The organism is Mesorhizobium ciceri biovar biserrulae, assembly GCF_001618845.1.
Lineage (GTDB): Bacteria > Pseudomonadota > Alphaproteobacteria > Rhizobiales > Rhizobiaceae > Mesorhizobium > Mesorhizobium ciceri.
This window is the reverse complement of the sequence record NZ_CP015064.1, coordinates 1,662,628-1,681,912: the sequence shown is the minus strand read 5'-3', so window position 1 is coordinate 1,681,912 and position 19,285 is coordinate 1,662,628. Positions and strand designations below refer to the sequence as shown.

Here is a 19,285-nt window from a genome sequence, read left to right as displayed (position 1 = left end):
TACCTCTGCCCAGTTTGACTTTTGTCGAGAGCCGTGAATAATGTCAGCTGAGGAGACGGCATGGCGATCCGACCGGCAGAACAACTCATCCACAAGGCCGCCTGGCTCTACTATGCCCATGGCCTGCGGCAGGACCAGGTGGCGAGCCAGCTTAACATTTCCCGTGCCTCGGTCGCCATGTACCTGCGCAAGGCGCGCGAGACCGGCATCGTCAACATCTCGACTTCGACCCAGCTTTTCACCGACGACGTGCTGGCGCGCAAGCTCGAGGATACGCTGAGCCTCGACGCCGTCTGGATCGCGCCGGAGAATGATCATATTGCCGACCCGTCGACGGAAATCGCCGTGCTGGCGGCGAGCGTCTTTCTCGAACTGGTCAAGAAGGGCGCCCGCATCGGCGTCGCCTGGGGCCGCACCGTCTATATGATTGCCGACGTCATGTCCTATGCCGATCTGCAGGATGTCACGGTGGTGCAGCTCTGCGGCAATCTCGGCGCGCCCTATTCCTATCGCCCCGACCAATGCACTATGGAAATCGCGCGGCGGCTCAACGCCAAAGGGCTCAATTTCTACGCGCCGCTGGTGCTGTCTACGGAAGAACTTGCGCGTGCGCTGCGTGCCGAGCCGGTGATCCGGGAACAATTGTCGGGTGTCGGCGAATGCGACCTGGCGTTATACTCGGTCGGCGCGGTCGACGCCGACAGCCATCTGGTCAAATGCGGCGCGCTGACGCCAAGCGAAATGGCGGATCTGCGCAGCCAAGGCGCTGCCGGCGTGATTGCCGGGCAGATCATAGACGCCGAGGGCAAGGTGCTCGACTGCAGTTATAACAGGCGGGTGATCTCCGCCGAGCTTGCATCGCTGCGCGCCATCGCCAGGCGGTTGGTGGTGGTGCAGGAGGACAGCAAGTTCGAACCGCTGCTCGCGGCGATCGCCGGCGGCCTTTGCACGCATCTGGTGGTCGGCGCGCACATGGCGCAGCGGCTTCTGGATCATGCGGCTGCCACGACAGAAAAGGCCTCCTAGGAAATCCCATCTCCGCCGCCGGCGCATTGTCATCAAAGCGTCGCGGCATTCCTGTTTCACCATCAAAGACAAACAACCGGACGAAGCGAACATGAAGAATTTGTGGAATGACGAAGCCGCCGAAAAACTCGTCGCAGACTACGCGAAAAAGGGTGTCGGCCGCGACCTGGCGCTGCGCGTCTACACGACCCGGCTGCTCGGCGGCGAACCACGGCTGGTCCTGCATGGCGGCGGCAACACCTCTTGCAAGACGACGGCAACCGACCTCGTCGGCGACCAGTGGGACGTGCTGTGCGTCAAGGGCAGCGGCTGGGACATGGGCGTCATCGAGCCGCAGGGCCTGCCGGCGGTCAAGCTCAAGCCGCTGCTCAAGGCGCGCGCGCTGAACAGGCTGGCCGACGAGGACATGGTTGCCCTGCAACGCGTCAACCTCATCGATCCGTCCTCGCCCAACCCGTCGGTCGAGACGCTGCTGCATGCCTTCCTGCCGCACAAATTCGTCGACCACACGCACTCGACCGCCATTCTCGCCATCGTCGACCAGGAGGACTCCAAGCCGCTGGTGAAGACGGTTTTCGGCAGCAAGATGGGTTACGTGCCTTACATCATGCCCGGCTTCGATCTCGCCAAGGCGGCTGCCGACATCTTCGACGCCGATCCTGACGTCGAGGGCCTGATCCTCGACAAGCATGGCATCTTCACCTTCGGCGACGATGCGAAGCAGGCCTACGACCGGATGATCCATTATGTGAACGTCGCCGAGGACTATATTGCCGCAAGCGGCAAGCCGAAGGCGGCAAAGGCAGCCTTGCCGGCAAAGCTCGCGACGCCGGCGTCGATCGCGCCGATGCTGCGCGGCGCGGTGGCGGTAGCGCGCGGCGAAGGCCGCTTCGACCGAATGGTCAGCGATTTCCGCACTTCGCCGGCAATTGTCGATTTCATCAATTCAGCCGAGATCGCCGATTATGCCGGGCGCGGCGTCTCGACGCCCGATCTGTCGATCCGCATCAAGACCGGGCCGATGGCGCTGCCGGCGCCCGACGCGGACAAGGCCGGCGACTACAAGGCGGTGATCAAGAGCCATGTCGACGCGTTCGCCAAGGATTATCGCGCCTATTTCGAAACCAATGATGCGCTCGACGACGTCAAGCGCACCATGCTTGACCAGATGCCGCGGCTGACGCTGGTGCCCGGCCTCGGCATGTTCGGCCACGGCCGCACCCTGAAGGACGCGAAGATCGCGTCGGATGTCGGTGAGATGTGGATCGAGGCAGTGCGTGGCGCCGAGGCCGTCGGCCGGTTCCATCCGCTTTCCAAGGCCGACCTGTTCCCGCTCGAATACTGGTCGCTGGAACAGGCCAAGCTCGCCTCCAACAAGCCGAAGCCGCTGACCGGCCAGGTGGTGCTGATCACCGGCGGTGCCGGCGCGATCGGTGCAGCGACGGCAAAGCTGTTCGCCGACAATGGCGCCCATGCCGTCGTCGTCGATCTCGACGCCGAAAAAGCCGCCGATGCAGCGAAGAAAGCCGGCAACAATTCGATCGGCGTCGCCGCAGACATCACCGACCCGGCACAGGTGCGTGCCGCCTTCGACAAAGCGGTCGCCGTGTTCGGCGGTGTCGACATCCTGGTTTCCAATGCCGGCGCCGCCTGGGAAGGCCGCATCGGCGAGCTCGACGATGCACTTTTGCGCAAGAGTTTCGAGCTCAATTTCTTCGCCCACCAATCGGTGGCGCAGAATGCCGTGCGCATCATGCTCGAGCAGGGCACCGGCGGCGTGCTTCTGTTCAACACCTCCAAGCAGGCCGTCAACCCCGGCCCGAAGTTCGGCGCCTATGGCGTGCCGAAGGCGGCGACGCTGTTCCTGTCCAGGCAGTACGCGCTCGACTATGGCGCGCATGGCATCCGCTCGAACGCCGTCAACGCCGACCGCATCCGCTCGGGCCTTTTGACCGACGCCATGATTGCCAGCCGCTCAGGCGCGCGCGGCGTGTCGGAGAAGGACTACATGTCCGGCAATCTGCTCGGCCAGGAAGTGACGGCGCAGGACGTGGCGCAGGCCTTCCTGCATCATGCGCTGGCCGACCGCACCACCGCCGACGTGACGACCGTCGACGGCGGCAATATCGCGGCAGCGCTGCGGTAGGGAAAACCGGCCGAGACTGACGCAAAACAGGCGAAGGTATTCGGGATCTGCAGCTACAGCAGTTCTCGGATGCCTTCCCACGCCATTCTGCCCAACCGTGATTCGGCCTCGTCATTGCCGCCATGTGCATGCAATGTCGAGCGTGGTGTGTTCTCGCCAGGCAAGAGAATGCGATGCCCCGCATCCGGCGATGACACGAGATGTGTGATCTTGCCTGCTTCGCTGCGCCGCCGAACAATCTCTGTCGCGAACCATAGGGAGGGCCACAGCGCATCGTCGCCGCCTGCGACCAGCAGGATCTCGGCCGATGCGGTCTCAACGGGGATGGTCGCCGCAGCCGCTTCCTGCCTGGAGGTTTTCAAGCAATGTTCGAAGAGTCCCCTGTAGGATACCAAGCCATCCACGTATTCTGGTGTCCAGTTTGGATCCGTCGGCACAAACGGCAGGGGGATTCCGTCGAGCGACCATGAGGATCGTTCAGGCCAGCTGACGCCATCCCGGCCAGCACCAATATTTCCTCAAATCACCGATGACGGGCTGATGGCGACCACAGCGTCGATGCGCGGGTCATGGACCGCCGCAAGCAGTGAGGCCTCGGCACCCTTGGATGTGCCGACATAGACGATGCGGTGGCATCCTGTTTCAAGGAGACAATCGGTTGCCGCGAAGAAGGTTTCGAGGGGAATTTCGCATATTCCGGGAGGCTGGCCCTCACCGCCGAACCATTGCAGGGCCAAAGCCGACGAGCCCTCGTTTGCAAAGAGCCGTGCGCGCCCGACATCGACGCGGCCACTCGACCCACCCAGCACCACGACACCCGTGGTGGCCTGCGGGCATCGAAACAAGGTTCCGGCGACGGCGCCGGACAGGTTTTCCTCGATTGCCGCCTGAGCTTCCATATACGCACCGAACCTTGGGCCGGAGCCTGGCGCCGGCTGCAGATATTCAGCAAAAAGGCCGCCTGCAGCAAGCGGCTGCAGGCGGCCTTCGATTGCGAAAGTTACTTGGCGTTCGGGTTCGGCATCCAGGCCGGCATCGCGACATCGGCGTGGGCGAACTGCGGCAGCTTGGCCGACAGGTCCTCCATGTTCTTGATGTCCTTGTCGATGAGGTCCTTCTGGGTGATCAGTGTCGGCGGCACGACGACGTTGTGGCCCGGATCTTCACCGGCCAGCAGCTGCGCCAGCGCACGCACCGAGACCTGGCCGACGACGGCCGGGTTGGTCGCGGCGGTCGCGGCCCAGGCGCTGTCGGGCTCGCGCATCGCAGCGATGTCCGAGGTCGAAATGTCGGCCGAATAGATCTTGATGCCCTTGTTCAAGCCCGCTTCGTCGACAGCGATCTTCACGCCCTTGGCGAATTCGTCATAGGGAGCGAACATCACCTTGATGTCGGGATGCGCCGTCAGCACCGAACGCGCCTGGTTGGCGACGGAGTTGGCGATCGGATTGTCGAGCGTGCCGAACATCGCGACTTCCTTGATGCCGGCATATTTCTTCTTGACGTCAACCCAGGTCTCGTTGCGGCGGTCGAGCGGCGCGATGCCGGCAACATAGACATAGCCGGCATTCCAGCTCTCGCCATTGTCCTTGACCGCCTGCTCGAGCGCGAGGCGGGCCAGGTCGCGGTCGGACTGTTCGATCTGCGGGATCTTGGGGTTTTCGACGTTGACGTCGAAGGCTACAACCTTGATGCCGGCGTCGACCGCACGCTGCGCGGCGTCCTTCATCGATTCCGTCAGGCCGTGCTGGATGATGATACCCTGCACGCCGAGCGCGATGGCCTGATCGACCATGTCGGACTGAAGAGCCGCATCCTGGCGGCTGTCGAGGACGCGCAGGTCGATGCCGAGCGCCTTCGACTGCGCCTCGACGCCCGAGAGATACGCCTGGAAGAAGTCGCCGGTCGAGAGATAGCGCACCAGCGCGATCTTGACGCCGGGCTTGTCGAAGGGCGTCGGCTTGTCCGCGGCAAAAGCCGGAAACTGCATCAGCATGGTTGCGCCGGCCAATCCGAGCGCCACCTTCCCCAGAAGTCTTCTTGTAATGCTCACTTTGTTTTCCTCCACTCTTGTTGAACTCGAAAATCCTGTTCCGGTCGAAAGCTATCTCCTGCCCCTGCCCGAAAGCGCAAAGGTGAAGACAAGGGCGACGACCAGAACCACGCCCTTGATGAAATCCTGCGTGTAGTAAGGCGCGTTCATCATCGTCAGGCCCTGCAGCAAGATGCCGACGAACAGCGCGCCGATGGCGGTGCCGAAGGCGTTCGGCTTGGCGGCACCCAGCACCGCGTAGCCGATCAGCGCTGCGGCAACCGCATCGAGCAGCAGATTATTACCCGAGGCGATGTCGCCGCGTCCAAGCCGGGCAGCGAGCAAAATGCCCCCGATCGAGGCAAAAACACCTGAAATGACGTAAGCCCAGATCTTGTATGCCTTGACAGGCGCGCCGGCGAGTTCGGCGGCGCGCTCATTGCTGCCGACGGCATACATCATGCGGCCGAAACGGGTGTATTCGAGGAAGAACCAGATCAGCACGGCGAGCACGAGCAGCACCACCACCGACACTGGAATGAGGTTCGGGATGAAGAAGTCGAAGCGGTGGCGGCCAAGCGCCAGGAAGGCGTCGGAGAATTTGCCGTTGGCGACCGAACCATCAGGCATGGTCATGCCGGTGGCGATCGAGCGGCCTTCGGTTGGAATGCGCTGCAGGCCGACGAGCAGGAACATCATGCCGAGCGTCGCCAGCAGATCGGGCACACGCATGTAGACGATCAGCCAGCCATTGATCAGGCCGACGATGGCGCCGATGAGCAGGCAGACGACGACCGCGACAAGGGCGTTCTGCTCCAGCACCACCATGACATAGGCGGCCGCCATCATGGCTGAGGTGGCGACCGAGCCGATCGACAGATCAAAACCTCCGACGACCAGCGTGGCGGTGACGCCGAGCGCCAGCACGCCGGTGATGGCGACCGACTGGAAGATGAAAACCGCACTTTGCGGCGAAACGAAACCGTCGGCGGCGATCGAGAAATAGGCGACGAGCCCGAACAAGAGCACGATGAATCCGTAGCGGATGGCGTGGTCGCGTAATGTCATTCGGCGTTCCCGCGCGCTGCTGCCGTTTTTACCCAACCCGAACCCATGCTCTCTCCATTCCCATTCCTAACGCCCGCGCTCAGGCGGCACTGTGCAGCGGCCCGCCGGCGACCTCGGCCAACAGGCGGTCGAGATCGACATCGGCATTGCGGTGCTCGCCGACGATGGTCTGTTCCGACATGACCAGGATGCGATCGGCGGTCTCCAGCGCCTCGTCGAGTTCGGTGACGAACAGCAGCGTGGCGCGTCCGTTTGCACTGGCCCTGAGCTTGGCGGCGATGTCGCGCCGGGCGGAAATATCGACGCCCTGAAACGGCTCGTCCAGAATGAACAGCCTTGCATCCTGCGCCATCCAGCGGGCGACCATCACCTTCTGCTGGTTGCCGCCGGAGAGCTCCGACATCTCATCCTTCTCGGAGCGGCAGACGATGCCCAGCTCCTCGATCTGCCGACGCGCCGTGGCGCGTTCCAGACGGCGCTTGAGAACAGCGAAACGTGACATGCGCTTGTGAAACGGCAGGCTGATATTTTCCTGGATGTTGAAGCCGCCGACGATGCCGTTCTCGCCGCGGTCCTTGGCGACGAGGAACACGCCGGCGGCGATCGCCTCGCCGGCTGTTTCAGGCGCATAAGGCCTGCCGTTCAGCGTCATTGTGCCGGCGAGCGGCTGGCGCACGCCAAACAGCGTCTCGGCAAGCGCCGTCTTGCCGACGCCGACGAGGCCGGTGATGGCAACGACCTCACCGTCGCCGAGCGTCAGCGAGATCGGCCGTGCGCCTTGTGCGATGCGCAGACCGTCTATCTTGAAGACGGCATTGGCCGAATCCCTGACAACAATCCGGTCGAGATGGATCTTGCGGCCGAGCATGGCGTTGACCGCGCCTTCATAGTCGAGCGGTTTCTTGTCGAAAATGCCTGAGATGATCCCGTCCCGCATGGAGACGATGCGGTCGGCCAGCCGCCTTATGTCCGACATACGGTGCGAGATGTAGAGGATGGCCACGCCTTGCTCGCGCAGCCTGTCGATCAGGGCAAACAGCCGATCAGCCTCGGCGCTGGAGAGCGATGAGGTCGGCTCGTCGAGGATCAGCACTTTCGGCTTGTGCGCCAGCGCGCGGGCAATCGCCACCATCTGGCGATCGGCCAGCGAAAGATCACTCACCCGCGCCTTCAAATCGATGGCCAGCCCCATGCGGTCGGCAACCGCCTTGGCCTCTCGCCGCACGCGCATTGGATTGAACAGGGTCGGCGCACCGCTGCCGCTCAGCCGGTCCAGCGTCAGGTTGGTGGCGACGTCGAGATCGGCGACGACACCGTCATTGATGTTCTGATGCACGGTGACGACGCCGGCGCGGATCGCCTCGGCCGGGGTTTTCGGCGCGAAATCCTGGTCGGCGAGCGCCATCGTCCCGCCGCCGCGTTCGTAGACACCAGAGATGATCTTGACGAGGGTGGATTTGCCGGCGCCGTTGGCGCCCATCAGCACGGTCACTTCACCGGCATACAGTTCCAGCGAGACGCCGCCAAGCACCTCGTTATGGCCAAAGGATTTCCTCAGTCCCTCTACGCGGAACACGGCATTGCCGACCATGCGTTCCTCCCTGACATGACGCTATGAGCTGTATCGGCAATTGTCAACACGATTGACAATTGCCAGATCGCTTCCTAGCTTGGCCCGGCCGCCACGCCTCCGTTATGTTGGAAGCGCATATGCGGGAGGATAACGATGACTGAAGAATTGCCGTTCGAAGCCCTGTCGGTCGAAACCCTGGCTGCACGCCTTGGCGGCAACGAGGCGCTGTGCGCGAAGATCGGCAAGGACACCGGCGCCTGGAAGGTCCGCGAGGTCGGCGACGGCAATCTCAACCTGGTGTTCATCGTCGAGGGCGCCAGCGGTGCGGCCGTGGTCAAGCAGGCCCTGCCCTATGTCCGCCTGGTCGGCGACAGCTGGCCGCTGCCGTTGAAGCGCTCCTTCTTCGAATATCACGCGCTGACCAGGCAAGAGGCGCGCGCGCCGGGCTCGGTGCCGGCGATCCATTATTTCGATGAAGGCCAGGCGCTGATCATCATGGAATATCTTGCGCCGCCGCATATCATCCTGCGCCGTGCCCTGATCGACGGCCGCCAACTGCCGAACATCGCCCGGGATATCGGCCTGTTCATGGCCCGCACGCTGTTTCGCGGCTCCGACCTGCATATGGCCGCCAAGGACCGCAAGGCCGATCTGGCGCTGTTCGCCGACAATGTCGAGCTTTGCGACATCACCGAAAACCTGGTGTTCTCCGATCCCTATTTCGATGCCAAGATGAACCGGCACACCTCGCCGCAGCTCGACGGCCTGGTCGCCGAACTGCGCGCCGACCGCGACCTCAAGGTCGAGGCGCAGCGGCTGAAGCACATCTTCGCCGCCAATGCCGAAACGCTGCTGCATGGCGACCTGCATTCCGGTTCGATCATGGTCACCGACACGGAGACCCGGATGATCGATCCGGAGTTCGCCTTCTACGGCCCGATGGCTTTCGACGTCGGCATGCTGCTTGCCAATTTCTGGATGTCCTTCTTCTCGCAACGCGGTCACGAACAGAAGGGCAAGCGCGACGCCATGCGCGCCTATCTGCTCGGTGTGACGGTCGAGACCTGGTCGGTGTTCCGCGCCGAGTTTTCGCATCTATGGCGCAGCGAGCGCACCGGCATGCTCTACCAAAAGAGCCTGTTCGAGGACCAGGGCGACATCCTTGCCTCAGAGCAGGCGCGCGACCATGTGCTGCACCAGATCTGGACCGATCTGCTAGGCTTTGCCGGCGTCGAAGTGCACCGGCGCATCCTCGGTCTCGCTCACAATGCCGATTTCGAGACCATTGCCGACGAGGATCTGCGCGCCAGTTGTGAAGCAAAGGCGCTGAAATTTGGCCGCCACCTCGCCGTCAACCGGCGCCAGATCCACAGCATCGACGAGGTCAACCAACTGGCCGCGCTGATCGAACAGGAGAGCAGCATTTGAACGTCGGCGACCGCCACTATCGCACCATCTGGCTGAGCGACGACGGGCGTTCGGTCGATATCATCGACCAGCGCTGGCTGCCGCATGATTTCCGCATCGAGAGGATCGGCACGGTTGCCGGCATCGCCACCGCCATCCGCGACATGTGGGTGCGTGGCGCGCCTCTCATTGGCGTCACCGCTGCCTATGGCGTCGCCATGCAGATGGCCGACGATGCGTCGGATGCAGCGCTCGACGCCGTGTGGGAGACCCTGCACGAGACGCGGCCGACCGCGATCAATCTGCGCTGGGCGCTCGATGAGATGCGGCGCTTCCTGCGGCCGCTGCCAACGGAACAGCGCGCCGCAGCCGCCTATCGGCGGGCCAGTGAGATCGCCGACGAGGATGTCGGCCTCAATCGCGCCATCGGCGAGAACGGTCTCGCCATCATCAAGGCGATCGCGGCACGCAAGCAGAAGGGCGAGCCGGTCAACATCCTGACCCATTGCAATGCCGGCTGGCTGGCGACGGTCGATTACGGCACGGCGACCGCGCCGATCTACCTGGCCACAGAAGCCGGCATTCCGGTCCATGTCTATGTCGACGAGACGCGGCCGCGCAACCAGGGCGCCCAGCTGACCGCCTGGGAGATGGCCGGGCACGGCGTGCCGCACACGCTGATCGTCGACAATGCCGGCGGCCATCTGATGCAGCGCGGCGCAATCGACATGGTCATCGTCGGTACCGACCGCACCACCGCCGACGGCGACGTCTGCAACAAGATTGGCACCTATCTCAAGGCGCTCGCCGCCGCCGACAATGACGTGCCGTTCTATGTCGCATTGCCGTCGCCGACCATCGACTGGACGGTGCATGACGGTCTGGCCGAGATCCCGATCGAGCAACGCTCGGCCGACGAGGTCTCGCTGGTCTGGGGCAAGACCGCCGCCGGCGAGATTGCCCAGGTGCGCATTTCGCCTGAGACGACGCCGGCGGCCAACCCGGCCTTCGACGTGACGCCGGCGCGGCTGGTGACCGGCCTGATCACCGAGCGCGGTGTCGCCAAGGCCTCGCGCGAGGGCCTGAAGCAGATGTTTCCCGAGCGGGCGTAGCCGCTCGCTTCTAGTACAGAGGCTCGGCCATGTGCTTGGGTGTCGGCCAAGTCTCGGTGATACCCGGCTGCACCGGCCGCTCCAGATAGGTCGAGAGCACCACATAGCTGCGCGTCGAGGTGACGCCCGGCGTTTCGTAGAGGCGCGCCAAAAGGCCTTCGAGGGCCCTGGTGTCTTCGGTGCGGACCTTCAGCAGCATGCAGGTGTCGCCGGCGACGGTATGGATTTCCTCCACTTCGGGATATTGCGAGACCGCCATCAGTTCCGGCGTCTTTCCCCAGCCCCTGGTGTCGATATGGACAAAGGCGAGCAAAGGCTTTTTCACCGCCCGGGGATCGATGATGGTGACCGTGTTGCGGATGGCGCCGCTGCGCCGGAGCCGTTTGACCCGCTCATGCGCTGCGGGTGGCGACAAGCCGACGCGATCGCCGAGTTCGGCGTAGCTGATCGTGGCATCATCGACCAGGACACCTAATATTCTTCGGTCTATCGCGTCGAGATCGCGGGCCGCTGGCCTGTTCTGCAGAATGCCATCTGTTTCTTCATCCATGGCGAAATTCCTGGTTCTCCGCTGAATAGAATACGGCCATTATGCCGATATGTCGAACATTGATCAACTTGCACCATTGACTGCCCGAGCCCCGATCCCGGCGCTTGCCTATCTGTTGACGGGCTGCATCGCGGTCATCGGCTCGAACTCGCTGGTGCTGGGTCCGATTGCACCGGCTGTCGCCTCGTCGTTCGGGACCGGCGTGCCGGCCGTGATGATTGCGGCGGCCGCGTTCGGCCTCGGCACCTCTGCCAGCGCGGTGTTCCTGGCGCGCTACATCGACCGGCTCGGTGCTCGCAGAATGCTGCAGGGCGCACTGCTGCTGTTGGCACTGGCGCTGGTCGCCAGCGCCGCGGCACCCACGGTGATCATGCTGGTCGCCGCACAGCTGCTGGCCGGCATCGCCGCCGGCGTCGCCATGCCGGCGATCTATGCCAGCGCGGCGGCCATTGCTCCTCCGGGCAGGGAGAGCGGCACGATCGGCGTCGTGCTGACCGGATGGACACTCAGCATGGTTGCCGGCGTTTCGCTTTCGGCCGTGCTTGCCGATCTGGTGCATTGGCGCGCCGTTTTCGCAGCGGTCGCGGTGCTTGCGGCCCTTGCATGGATGGGGCTGACAGCGACGTCGCTCAGCGACATCAGGAAGGCCGGACCGGCGCCCGCCCCGCTGGAAGCGCTCGGCATTCCCGGAATCCTGCCGCTGCTGGTCGCGTGCGCGGCCTTCATGACTTCGTTCTACGGCGTCTATGGCTATCTCGGCGACCATCTTCATGTCGGGCTTGGACAGCCGGTGAGCGCCAACGGCCTGGCGGCGCTTGCCTACGGCATAGGCTTCGGGACGGCTGCTCTGCTCGACGGCATCATCGACAGACTGGGTGCGCGGCGCGTCATGCCGTTTGCCTATCTTCTTGTCGCCGTGGTCTACGTCGCGATGGCGGCGACGAGCGACAGTTTCGGGCTGACCCTGACCATGGTGGCAATCTGGGGACTGGCCAATCATTTCGGCCTGAACGTCCTGGTGATGCGCCTGTCTGCGCTCGATCCGTCGCGGCGCGGCACGATCATGGGGCTGAACAGTGCGGTGACTTACCTCGCGGTCTTTGTCGGCACCACCAGCTTCGGGCCGCTTTATTCCAACTTCGGCTTTGCTGTCTGCGTGATGGTTGCAGCACTGCTCATGCTGATCGCCGCATCGGCGGCGGCGTGGCGCACGCGGTAGTCGAACGTGCTTGGCCCAACCTTCTCACGGTTGACAGCAGCGTCCTGCCCTTTCATACAAAGCCGTTAATGTTCTCAGGGCGGGGTGAAAGTCCCCACCGGCGGTAAGGGTTTCTACCCAAGCCCGCGAGCGCTTTCCGGTCCACGCATCAATGCGTGGATTCTTAAGTGCTAGAGCGTCCTTTACGCGTCCAAGAGACGCGTGGCGCTCTAGTGGAAAGGTCAGCAGATCCGGTGTGATTCCGGAGCCGACGGTTACAGTCCGGATGGAAGAGGACGAAACGGAAGCCGGCCCGCTTTTTGCGGGCTTAATCCGTATCGTGCGTCCTGATTCTGGTTCGAAACGGAAGGATGGACCCATGAATCAGCATTCCCATAAAGACTATGAAACGACCCGCATCGCCGTTATCCGCGCGCGCTGGCATGCCGACATCGTCGACCAGTGCGTACAGGCCTTCGAAGCTGAACTGGCCTCTCTGGGAGACGAGCGCTTCACCGTCGACATCTTCGACGTGCCCGGCGCCTATGAAATTCCCCTGCATGCCAAGACCCTGGCCGGGACCGGCCGTTATGCCGCGATCCTCGGCACAGCCTTTGTCGTCAATGGCGGCATCTACCGGCATGAGTTCGTCGCAAGTGCCGTCATCGACGGCATGATGAACGTGCAGCTGTCGACCGGCGTGCCGGTGCTGTCGGCGGTGCTCACCCCGCACAACTACCACGACAGCGCCGAGCACCACCGCTTCTTCTTCGAGCACTTCACCGTCAAGGGCAAGGAAGCGGCGAACGCCTGCGTGCAACTCCTGGCGGCGCGGGACCTGATCGCGGCCTGAGGTCGTCAAACTGGCCGGATTTCAACCCTGCAACAAGAATTGCGATCGAGAAGCGCTCCGAAGGTTGCGGTTCCCTTGAAATCCCGCCAGAAGCATCAAGGGCCGACCGGCAAACCGGCCGGCCCGCGACGTTGCGCTTGAAACCAGATACGGGAGACTATTGGGTGGCTCGCATAACACTGAGACAATTGCTCGACCACGCCGCCGAATACGGCTATGGCGTGCCCGCTTTCAACATGAACAACATGGAACAGGGCCTCGCCATCATGGAGGCCGCCGAGGAGACCAAGTCGCCGGTCATCCTGCAGGCTAGCCGCGGCGCGCGCGCCTATGCCAATGACGTGGTGCTGGCCAAGCTGATCGACGCGCTGGTCGAAATCCATCCCGACATTCCGGTCTGCATGCATCTCGACCATGGCAACAACGAAGCCACCTGCGTCACCGCGATCCAGTACGGCTTCACCTCCGTCATGATGGACGGATCGCTGAAGGAAGACGGCAAGACGCCGGCCGACTACGCCTACAATTCCGGCATCACCAAGCGCGTCGTCGACATGGCGCATTGGGGCGGCGTGTCCGTCGAAGGCGAGATCGGCGTGCTCGGCTCGCTGGAAAGCGGCGGCGGCGAGCAGGAAGACGGCCACGGCGTCGAAGGGGCGATCAGCCACGACCAGCTTTTGACCGATCCCGAACAGGCGGTCGAGTTCGTCAAGGACACCCATGTCGATGCGCTGGCGGTTGCCATGGGCACCAGCCATGGCGCCTACAAATTCTCGCGCAAGCCGGACGGCGCGGTGCTGGCCATGAACGTCATCGAGGAGATCCATCGCCGGCTGCCGAACATGCACCTGGTCATGCACGGCTCGTCCTCGGTGCCCGAGGACCTGCAGGAGATCATCAACAAATATGGCGGCCAGATGAAGCCAACCTGGGGCGTGCCGGTCGAGGAGATCCAGCGCGGCATCAAGCACGGCGTGCGCAAGATCAACATCGACACCGACAACCGCATGGCGCTGACCGGCGCGATCCGCAAGGTGCTGACCGAGAACCCGAGCGAGTTCGACCCGCGCAAGTATCTGACACCGGCCATGGCCGCCATGCGCAAGCTCTGCAAGGAGCGCTTCGAACAGTTCGGCACCGCCGGCAACGCGCAGAAGATCAAGCCGCTGCCGGTCGCCGAAATGGCCAAGCGCTACAAGTCGGGCAGTCTGGACCCGAAGTTCGGCTGAGCTGAACGCTGGTATCGAGGGCAGGAGCGCCGCAGCGCCCTGCCCGTTTACCGAACACTATTGAAGCGTCCGCGCCGGCTGACCGGCGTGGTCGCGCGCGATGCCGGCGTCGGCATCCTCGGCGCCAAAAGCACGGTCGAGGCCCGTCGCCACGACCGAGACCCTGAAGCGGCCTTCCATGCCCTTGTCGAAGATGGCGCCAACGATGATGTCGGCATCCTCGTAGACCTCTTCGCGGATGCGGGTGGCGGCCTCGTCGACTTCAAACAGGGTCATGTCCCTGCCACCCGATATCGAGACCAGCACGCCCTTGGCGCCTTTCATCGACACTTCGTCGAGCAGCGGGTTGGCGATCGCGGCTTCGGCCGCCTTCATCGCGCGGCCTTCACCGGAAGCCTCACCGGTGCCCATCATGGCGCGGCCCATGTCGCGCATCACGGATTTGACATCGGCGAAGTCGAGATTGATCAGGCCTTCCTTGACGATGAGATCGGTGATGCAGCTGACGCCGGCATAGAGCACCCGGTCGGCAATGACGAACGCATCGGCGAAGGTGGTCTTGGCATCGGCGATCCTGAACAGGTTCTGGTTCGGGATGACGATCACCGTGTCGGCGCTCTCGCGCAGCCGCTCGATGCCTTCTTCGGCCATCTGCATGCGGCGCCGGCCTTCAAAGGTGAACGGCTTCGTGACGACGCCAACCGTCAGGATGCCGGCTTTGCGCGCCGCCTGGGCGATGATTGGAGCCGCACCGGTTCCCGTGCCGCCGCCCATTCCGGCGGTGACGAAACACATATGCGTGCCGGCCAGATGGTCCATGATCTCGTCGAGCGATTCCTCGGCCGCGGCGCGGCCGATCTCGGGAAGCGATCCGGCGCCCAGCCCTTCGGTGACATGAGCGCCAAGCTGGATCAGCCGCGTCGCCTTGGACATGGTCAGCGCCTGCGCGTCGGTGTTGGCGGCGATGAATTCGGTACCCTGAAGCTGCTCGGCGATCATGTTGTTGACGGCATTGCCGCCGCCGCCGCCGACGCCGATAACGGTGATCTTGGGTCTCATCTCGGAGATTTCGGGCTTCTTGAACTCGGCCATGCCTGTTTCTCCTTCGTCAATTGCGCGCGCTTCACGACCCACCCGCAGACTGCCTTGGGCATATTGCAATCGAGCGGCATGACGCGAATCAGTCCGTTGCGATGGGTACCCCAAAAAGCCAGACAGCGGCCAGAGGTGCAAGTGCATGCGAGGTCAAGATTTGTGATGACCGTTTTGCACAGCGTGGCTCGGGCGCTGCGTGCGCCGGATCTTACCGCAGCGAGCTCGCCGCTCCCGCCGATAGCGGCTGCGCGCTGGTTTACCGGCTCGTGCTTGGCATTCCGCCCTCCAACCTCTATGTTGCGATCGCAGATCGCGCAATTGGTTTTGAAATGCCTCCCGACATACCAGCTAGTGACTTGAAAAAATAAGGAAAAGCGCTTGGCGACAGCCACGTCTGTTTTCCTAAAACTCACCAGCTATTTTTACCAGGGACGTGCGGCCGGTCAGGCTGCGGCACCTTCGAAAACCAGAGGTTTTAAATTGAGCGATGCAATTGCGGACGTTTTGAACTGGCTTGAAAGCAGAACCGACATCCAGAGCCTGAGGGCGGCGGTGTGCGACCTCAACGGTATCATGCGCGGCAAGCGCATTCCCGTCGAGCAGGCAAGAAAGGCGCTGGAAGGCAAGCTGCGCATGCCTTTTTCGCTGATCGGACTGGACGTCTGGGGCGAAGACATCGAAGGCAACAGCCTGGTTTTCTCGACCGGCGATGCCGATGGACTGTGCCAGTGGACCGGGCGCGGCATTCTGCCGGTGGCCTGGACGGCGCATCCGACGGCACTTGTCCCGCTGTGGCTTGCCGACGAAAGCGGCGCGCCCTATCTCGGCGACCCGCGACGGGCGCTGGCCCGCATCCTCGATCGCTACAAGGCCCTGGGCCTGACCCCGGTCGCGGCAACGGAACTCGAATTCTATCTCGTCGATCCGCAATCGCAGCGGCCGGTCGGCCCTGTCTCGCCGGTGACCGGACGCCGGCTCGATTCCGACGCGGCGCTGTCGATCGACGAAATCGACGATTTCGAATCCTTCATCCATGACGTCTACGAGGCTTGCCGGACGCAAGGCATTCCCGTCGACACGGCCATCGCCGAAAACGGCGTCGGTCAGTTCGAGATCAATCTGAACCATGTCGCGGACGCGTTGCGGGCGGCTGACGATGCGGTGTTGTTCAAGCGCACGGTGAAGGGCATTGCCCGCAAGCACGGCTTTGCCGCCTGCTTCATGGCCAAGCCCTATGGCGACCGGGCGGGCAACGGCTTTCACGTTCATTTCAGCCTGGTCGACGGTGAAGGGCGCAACGTCTTCGACGACGGCACCGACCAGGGCTCGGAGACCATGCGCCATGCAGTCGGTGGCCTGCTTGCGGCAATGGCCGAGAGCACGCTGGTATTCGCGCCGCACTTCAATTCGTACCGCAGGCTGCGCCCAAGATCCTATGCGCCGACTGCGGTCGCCTGGGGCTATGAGAACCGCATGGTCGCGATCCGCATTCCGGGCGGGCCGACCGCTGCTCGCCGTATCGAGCACCGCGTATCGGGAGCCGACGCCAATCCCTATCTGGTGCTTGCGGCCATATTGGGCGCCGCGCTGACCGGCATCGAAAGACAGTTGTCTCCAGGTGATCCGATCGGCACAGACGGCCAGGGACTTCCGCCGGCAAAGCTGCCGCCGGACTGGGCATCCGCGATCGCCGCCTTCGAGAGCGGGACGCATGTGGCGGAGATTTTTCCAACCATCCTGCGCGACTCCTTTGTGGCCTGCAAACGCCAGGAGCTGAACACGTTCGCGCTCAATGTCAGCGATTTCGAGATCGAGACATACCTCGAGAGCGTCTAGATCGGGTTACGCCAGTACGGCCAAGCTGGCGCGCATCGGCCAATCATGTCCTGGCGGCCGCGATACGGTCGGCAGGCCTCGGGCTTCCTGCGTACCGAACCCTAATCGCGTCAGGCAGGCTCGCGCCAGGGCCGCATTGCTGTCGATGACGACCAATCCATTCACGTCGTTGAGGCTGGCGGCCACCACCGACAGTTCGGTGCAGCCGAGCAGGGCGGCATCGGCGCCGGTCGCTTGCGCGATGTCGAGCGCGCGCTCGGTTTCAACCGCCGCATCCACGATCGAACCCGCCTTGACGAGGCTGATCGCGCTGTCGACGCACGCCTGAAATTCGTTCGAGGGAAGGCAGAGCTCAAATCCCGCCGCCGACATCCTGTCCTGATAGAAGCCGGAGACCAGCGTGCCCTGGGTGGCGAGAACAGCAACCCGGCCCCGCTCCAGGCTACGACGCGTCTCCGCCACCACGGCGTCGCCGATATGGATGATTTCCGCGCGCGAATTCGCCGCCAGTTGGTCGTACCAATGATGGGCGGTGTTGCACGGCATCGCGACGCAGGCGACGCCGAGCGCATTGAGCGTCGCGACCGCCGCTTTCAAAGGCGCCAGCGGGCCGTCATGGCCGGCAAGGATGGCTTCGGTCCTGTCGGGCAGCTGCGGTATGCTGAGGATCACGGCAGGCACATGTTCGTTGTCTCTGAACGCCTGGGTCATCCGGGTCAATTTGAAGTAGAAGTCAGCCGATGCAAGCGGCCCGAGGCCGCCGATAATGCCGAGCTGGGGACGGATGGTGTCGTCGATCATCCGGCAGGCTCGGCTTCGAGCTGTTCCGAGACGGTTTCAGGCTGTGTCGTCTCCCTGTGGCTGGGAGCGATCATTGCCGTGCTCGCTGCGACGGTGCAGACGCTGGCCAGCGTCATGAACGTGTCCACGGCCGCATCCACCGCGACGAACAAAGCGAACGCCGCCTCGAAGGGAAGCTTCAGGTAGCCGCAGACGATGGACATCTGCGACAGGATGAGCAGGCTGCCCATGCCGCCGGTGGTGAGGGCGAGAAGCGCCGAGATGATGCCGACGAGCACGAGGTCGGGGACTGCAAGCGGATGGCCGTAGAGCTGGGCGATGAACAGCGCACCCGAAGTGTAGAGCAGCGCCGGGCCTGTACGCAGCAAAGCCGCCTGCAGCGGCACCAGCAGTTCCACGACCACCAGGCTGAACCGCAGGCGCTCGCTCAAAAGGTTGATGACCCACGGCAGCGAGGCGACCGTAGAGCGTGTGGTGATGGCCACCATGAGAAGGGGCTGGCAGGTCTTGATCGTCGTCCAGTAGCTTCGTCGCGACCGGATGGCGATAATGGCAAAGGCGCCGGCAACGAATATGAGGCAGGAAAGACCCATCACCAGCAGGTAACCGCCCATCAGCGTGAGCGGCTTGGTTCCGGTCGACGCGGTCTGGTCCGCGATCAGGATGAAGGTTGCAAAGGGCAACCCCCAGATGAACCAGTTGGTCAGCACCGTACAGGCCCTGTAGACCGCGTTGAGCGCCTGCGTCAGGCTCATGGACGAGGGCTGGGGAATCTTCCCCATCGCGAGCCCGAAAAGCAGGCAGAACAGCAGAACCTGGATGGTCTGTCCCGAGGCCAGCGCATTGAAGACGTTGTTCGGCACCAGGTCGAGCAGGATCGAATGCCCGCCGCTGGGATCCCCATTGGAGGGCGGCGGCTGGAACGGGAAGGCGAGATCGGTGGACACGCTGCCTTGCGAATTGATGAACTCGCCAAGCTCGATGCGCGACTGGGGATTCTCGATCTGGCCCGGCTGCAGGATCAGCGACAAGGTGCCGCTCACCAGCACGGCCAGGAACGACACGACCAGCACGGCCATACCCACCTTACCAAGGTAGCGGACCGATTTCGGGTCCTGGACCATCGCCGTGATGGAGAAGATGACCGACGAGACCAAATAGGGCAGGACGACCATCTTTAGGAAATTCAGGTAGAGTTGTGCGACAGGGCTGATCGCATGGGCAAAGTCTGGATAGTAGAGGCCGCACAGGATTCCTGCAGCAATCATCGCAATCGTCGTCACCGGCGATCGCAAGATACGCCTTGCCGCGAGGCGCCAATCGAAAGGCAGGGGTCCGGCTGCGTCGGAGATGGCCATT

The 19,285-nt window shown here is 63.4% G+C and carries 15 protein-coding genes, 1 pseudogene and 1 riboswitch; of the genes and pseudogenes, 8 read left to right on the top strand and 8 right to left on the bottom strand.

Features of this window, described 5'->3' with window-relative positions:
* Window positions 1-60: 60 nt before the first annotated feature.
* The gene (locus tag A4R29_RS07450; protein WP_063171613.1) at window positions 61-1,026 is read left to right on the top strand and encodes a sugar-binding transcriptional regulator; all 966 of its coding nucleotides are present in this window, start codon (window positions 61-63) and stop codon (window positions 1,024-1,026) included.
* Between the two features lie 91 nt (window positions 1,027-1,117).
* Window positions 1,118-3,172 carry a bifunctional aldolase/short-chain dehydrogenase gene (locus tag A4R29_RS07445; protein WP_024502581.1) on the top strand — a complete coding sequence of 685 codons (2,055 nt, stop codon included), beginning with the start codon at window positions 1,118-1,120 and terminating at the stop codon, window positions 3,170-3,172.
* 53 nt (window positions 3,173-3,225) lie between these two features.
* On the opposite strand, the pseudogene A4R29_RS07440 reads toward A4R29_RS07445, so the two are convergent.
* The 4 genes and pseudogenes from A4R29_RS07440 to A4R29_RS07425 all read right to left on the bottom strand — a co-directional run bounded on the left by A4R29_RS07440 (window position 3,226) and on the right by A4R29_RS07425 (window position 7,863).
* Window positions 3,226-4,071, bottom strand: a pseudogene (locus A4R29_RS07440) (acyl-CoA thioester hydrolase/BAAT C-terminal domain-containing protein).
* A gap of 101 nt (window positions 4,072-4,172) precedes the next feature.
* On the bottom strand, window positions 4,173-5,225 hold the full coding sequence (locus A4R29_RS07435) for a substrate-binding domain-containing protein (RefSeq protein ID WP_063173613.1): 1,053 nt from the start codon (window positions 5,223-5,225) through the stop codon (window positions 4,173-4,175).
* A gap of 51 nt (window positions 5,226-5,276) precedes the next feature.
* Window positions 5,277-6,272 (bottom strand): ABC transporter permease, encoded by a 996-nt coding sequence (locus tag A4R29_RS07430; protein WP_013532921.1) that lies wholly within the window; start codon window positions 6,270-6,272, stop codon window positions 5,277-5,279.
* Between the two features lie 79 nt (window positions 6,273-6,351).
* Window positions 6,352-7,863: a sugar ABC transporter ATP-binding protein gene (locus A4R29_RS07425; RefSeq protein WP_063171612.1), complete on the bottom strand. Its 1,512-nt coding sequence runs from the start codon at window positions 7,861-7,863 to the stop codon at window positions 6,352-6,354.
* A gap of 135 nt (window positions 7,864-7,998) precedes the next feature.
* On the opposite strand from A4R29_RS07425, the gene mtnK reads away from it, so the two are divergent.
* Window positions 7,999-9,273, top strand: coding sequence for an S-methyl-5-thioribose kinase (gene mtnK, locus A4R29_RS07420; protein WP_063171611.1), 1,275 nt, complete (start codon window positions 7,999-8,001; stop codon window positions 9,271-9,273).
* Window positions 9,270-10,364, top strand: coding sequence for an S-methyl-5-thioribose-1-phosphate isomerase (gene mtnA / locus A4R29_RS07415; protein ID WP_063171610.1), 1,095 nt, complete (start codon window positions 9,270-9,272; stop codon window positions 10,362-10,364). The genes mtnK and mtnA overlap by 4 nt, the downstream gene beginning before the upstream one ends.
* A gap of 10 nt (window positions 10,365-10,374) precedes the next feature.
* On the opposite strand, the gene A4R29_RS07410 is transcribed toward mtnA, so the two are convergent.
* Entirely contained in the window at window positions 10,375-10,914 is a 540-nt protein-coding gene (locus tag A4R29_RS07410; RefSeq protein WP_013532925.1) for an Lrp/AsnC family transcriptional regulator, read from the bottom strand.
* 49 nt (window positions 10,915-10,963) lie between these two features.
* Here A4R29_RS07410 and A4R29_RS07405 point away from each other — a divergent pair, with 49 nt between their 5' ends.
* The 3 genes from A4R29_RS07405 (at window position 10,964) to fba (ending at window position 14,194) form a co-directional block, all read left to right on the top strand.
* Window positions 10,964-12,133, top strand: a complete 1,170-nt coding sequence (locus tag A4R29_RS07405; RefSeq protein WP_063171609.1) for an MFS transporter — start codon at window positions 10,964-10,966, stop codon at window positions 12,131-12,133.
* Window positions 12,134-12,199: 66 nt separating this feature from the next.
* Window positions 12,200-12,414, top strand: a riboswitch (FMN riboswitch).
* Window positions 12,415-12,491: 77 nt separating this feature from the next.
* Window positions 12,492-12,965, top strand: coding sequence for a 6,7-dimethyl-8-ribityllumazine synthase (locus A4R29_RS07400; RefSeq protein ID WP_063167604.1), 474 nt, complete (start codon window positions 12,492-12,494; stop codon window positions 12,963-12,965).
* Between the two features lie 164 nt (window positions 12,966-13,129).
* Window positions 13,130-14,194, top strand: a complete 1,065-nt coding sequence (gene fba, locus A4R29_RS07395) for a class II fructose-bisphosphate aldolase (RefSeq protein ID WP_013532928.1) — start codon at window positions 13,130-13,132, stop codon at window positions 14,192-14,194.
* A gap of 57 nt (window positions 14,195-14,251) precedes the next feature.
* On the opposite strand, the gene ftsZ is transcribed toward fba, so the two are convergent.
* Window positions 14,252-15,286, bottom strand: coding sequence for a cell division protein FtsZ (gene ftsZ / locus A4R29_RS07390; RefSeq protein ID WP_013532929.1), 1,035 nt, complete (start codon window positions 15,284-15,286; stop codon window positions 14,252-14,254).
* Window positions 15,287-15,769: 483 nt separating this feature from the next.
* On the opposite strand from ftsZ, the gene A4R29_RS07385 reads away from it, so the two are divergent.
* Entirely contained in the window at window positions 15,770-17,125 is a 1,356-nt protein-coding gene (locus A4R29_RS07385) for a glutamine synthetase family protein (protein WP_063171608.1), read from the top strand.
* Window positions 17,126-17,131: 6 nt separating this feature from the next.
* On the opposite strand, the gene cuyB is transcribed toward A4R29_RS07385, so the two are convergent.
* Entirely contained in the window at window positions 17,132-17,926 is a 795-nt protein-coding gene (cuyB, locus tag A4R29_RS07380) for a cysteate racemase (protein ID WP_063171607.1), read from the bottom strand.
* Window positions 17,923-19,284 carry a dicarboxylate/amino acid:cation symporter gene (locus A4R29_RS07375; protein WP_063171606.1) on the bottom strand — a complete coding sequence of 454 codons (1,362 nt, stop codon included), beginning with the start codon at window positions 19,282-19,284 and terminating at the stop codon, window positions 17,923-17,925. Before A4R29_RS07375 ends, cuyB begins: the two co-directional genes overlap by 4 nt.
* Window position 19,285: the final 1 nt, after the last annotated feature.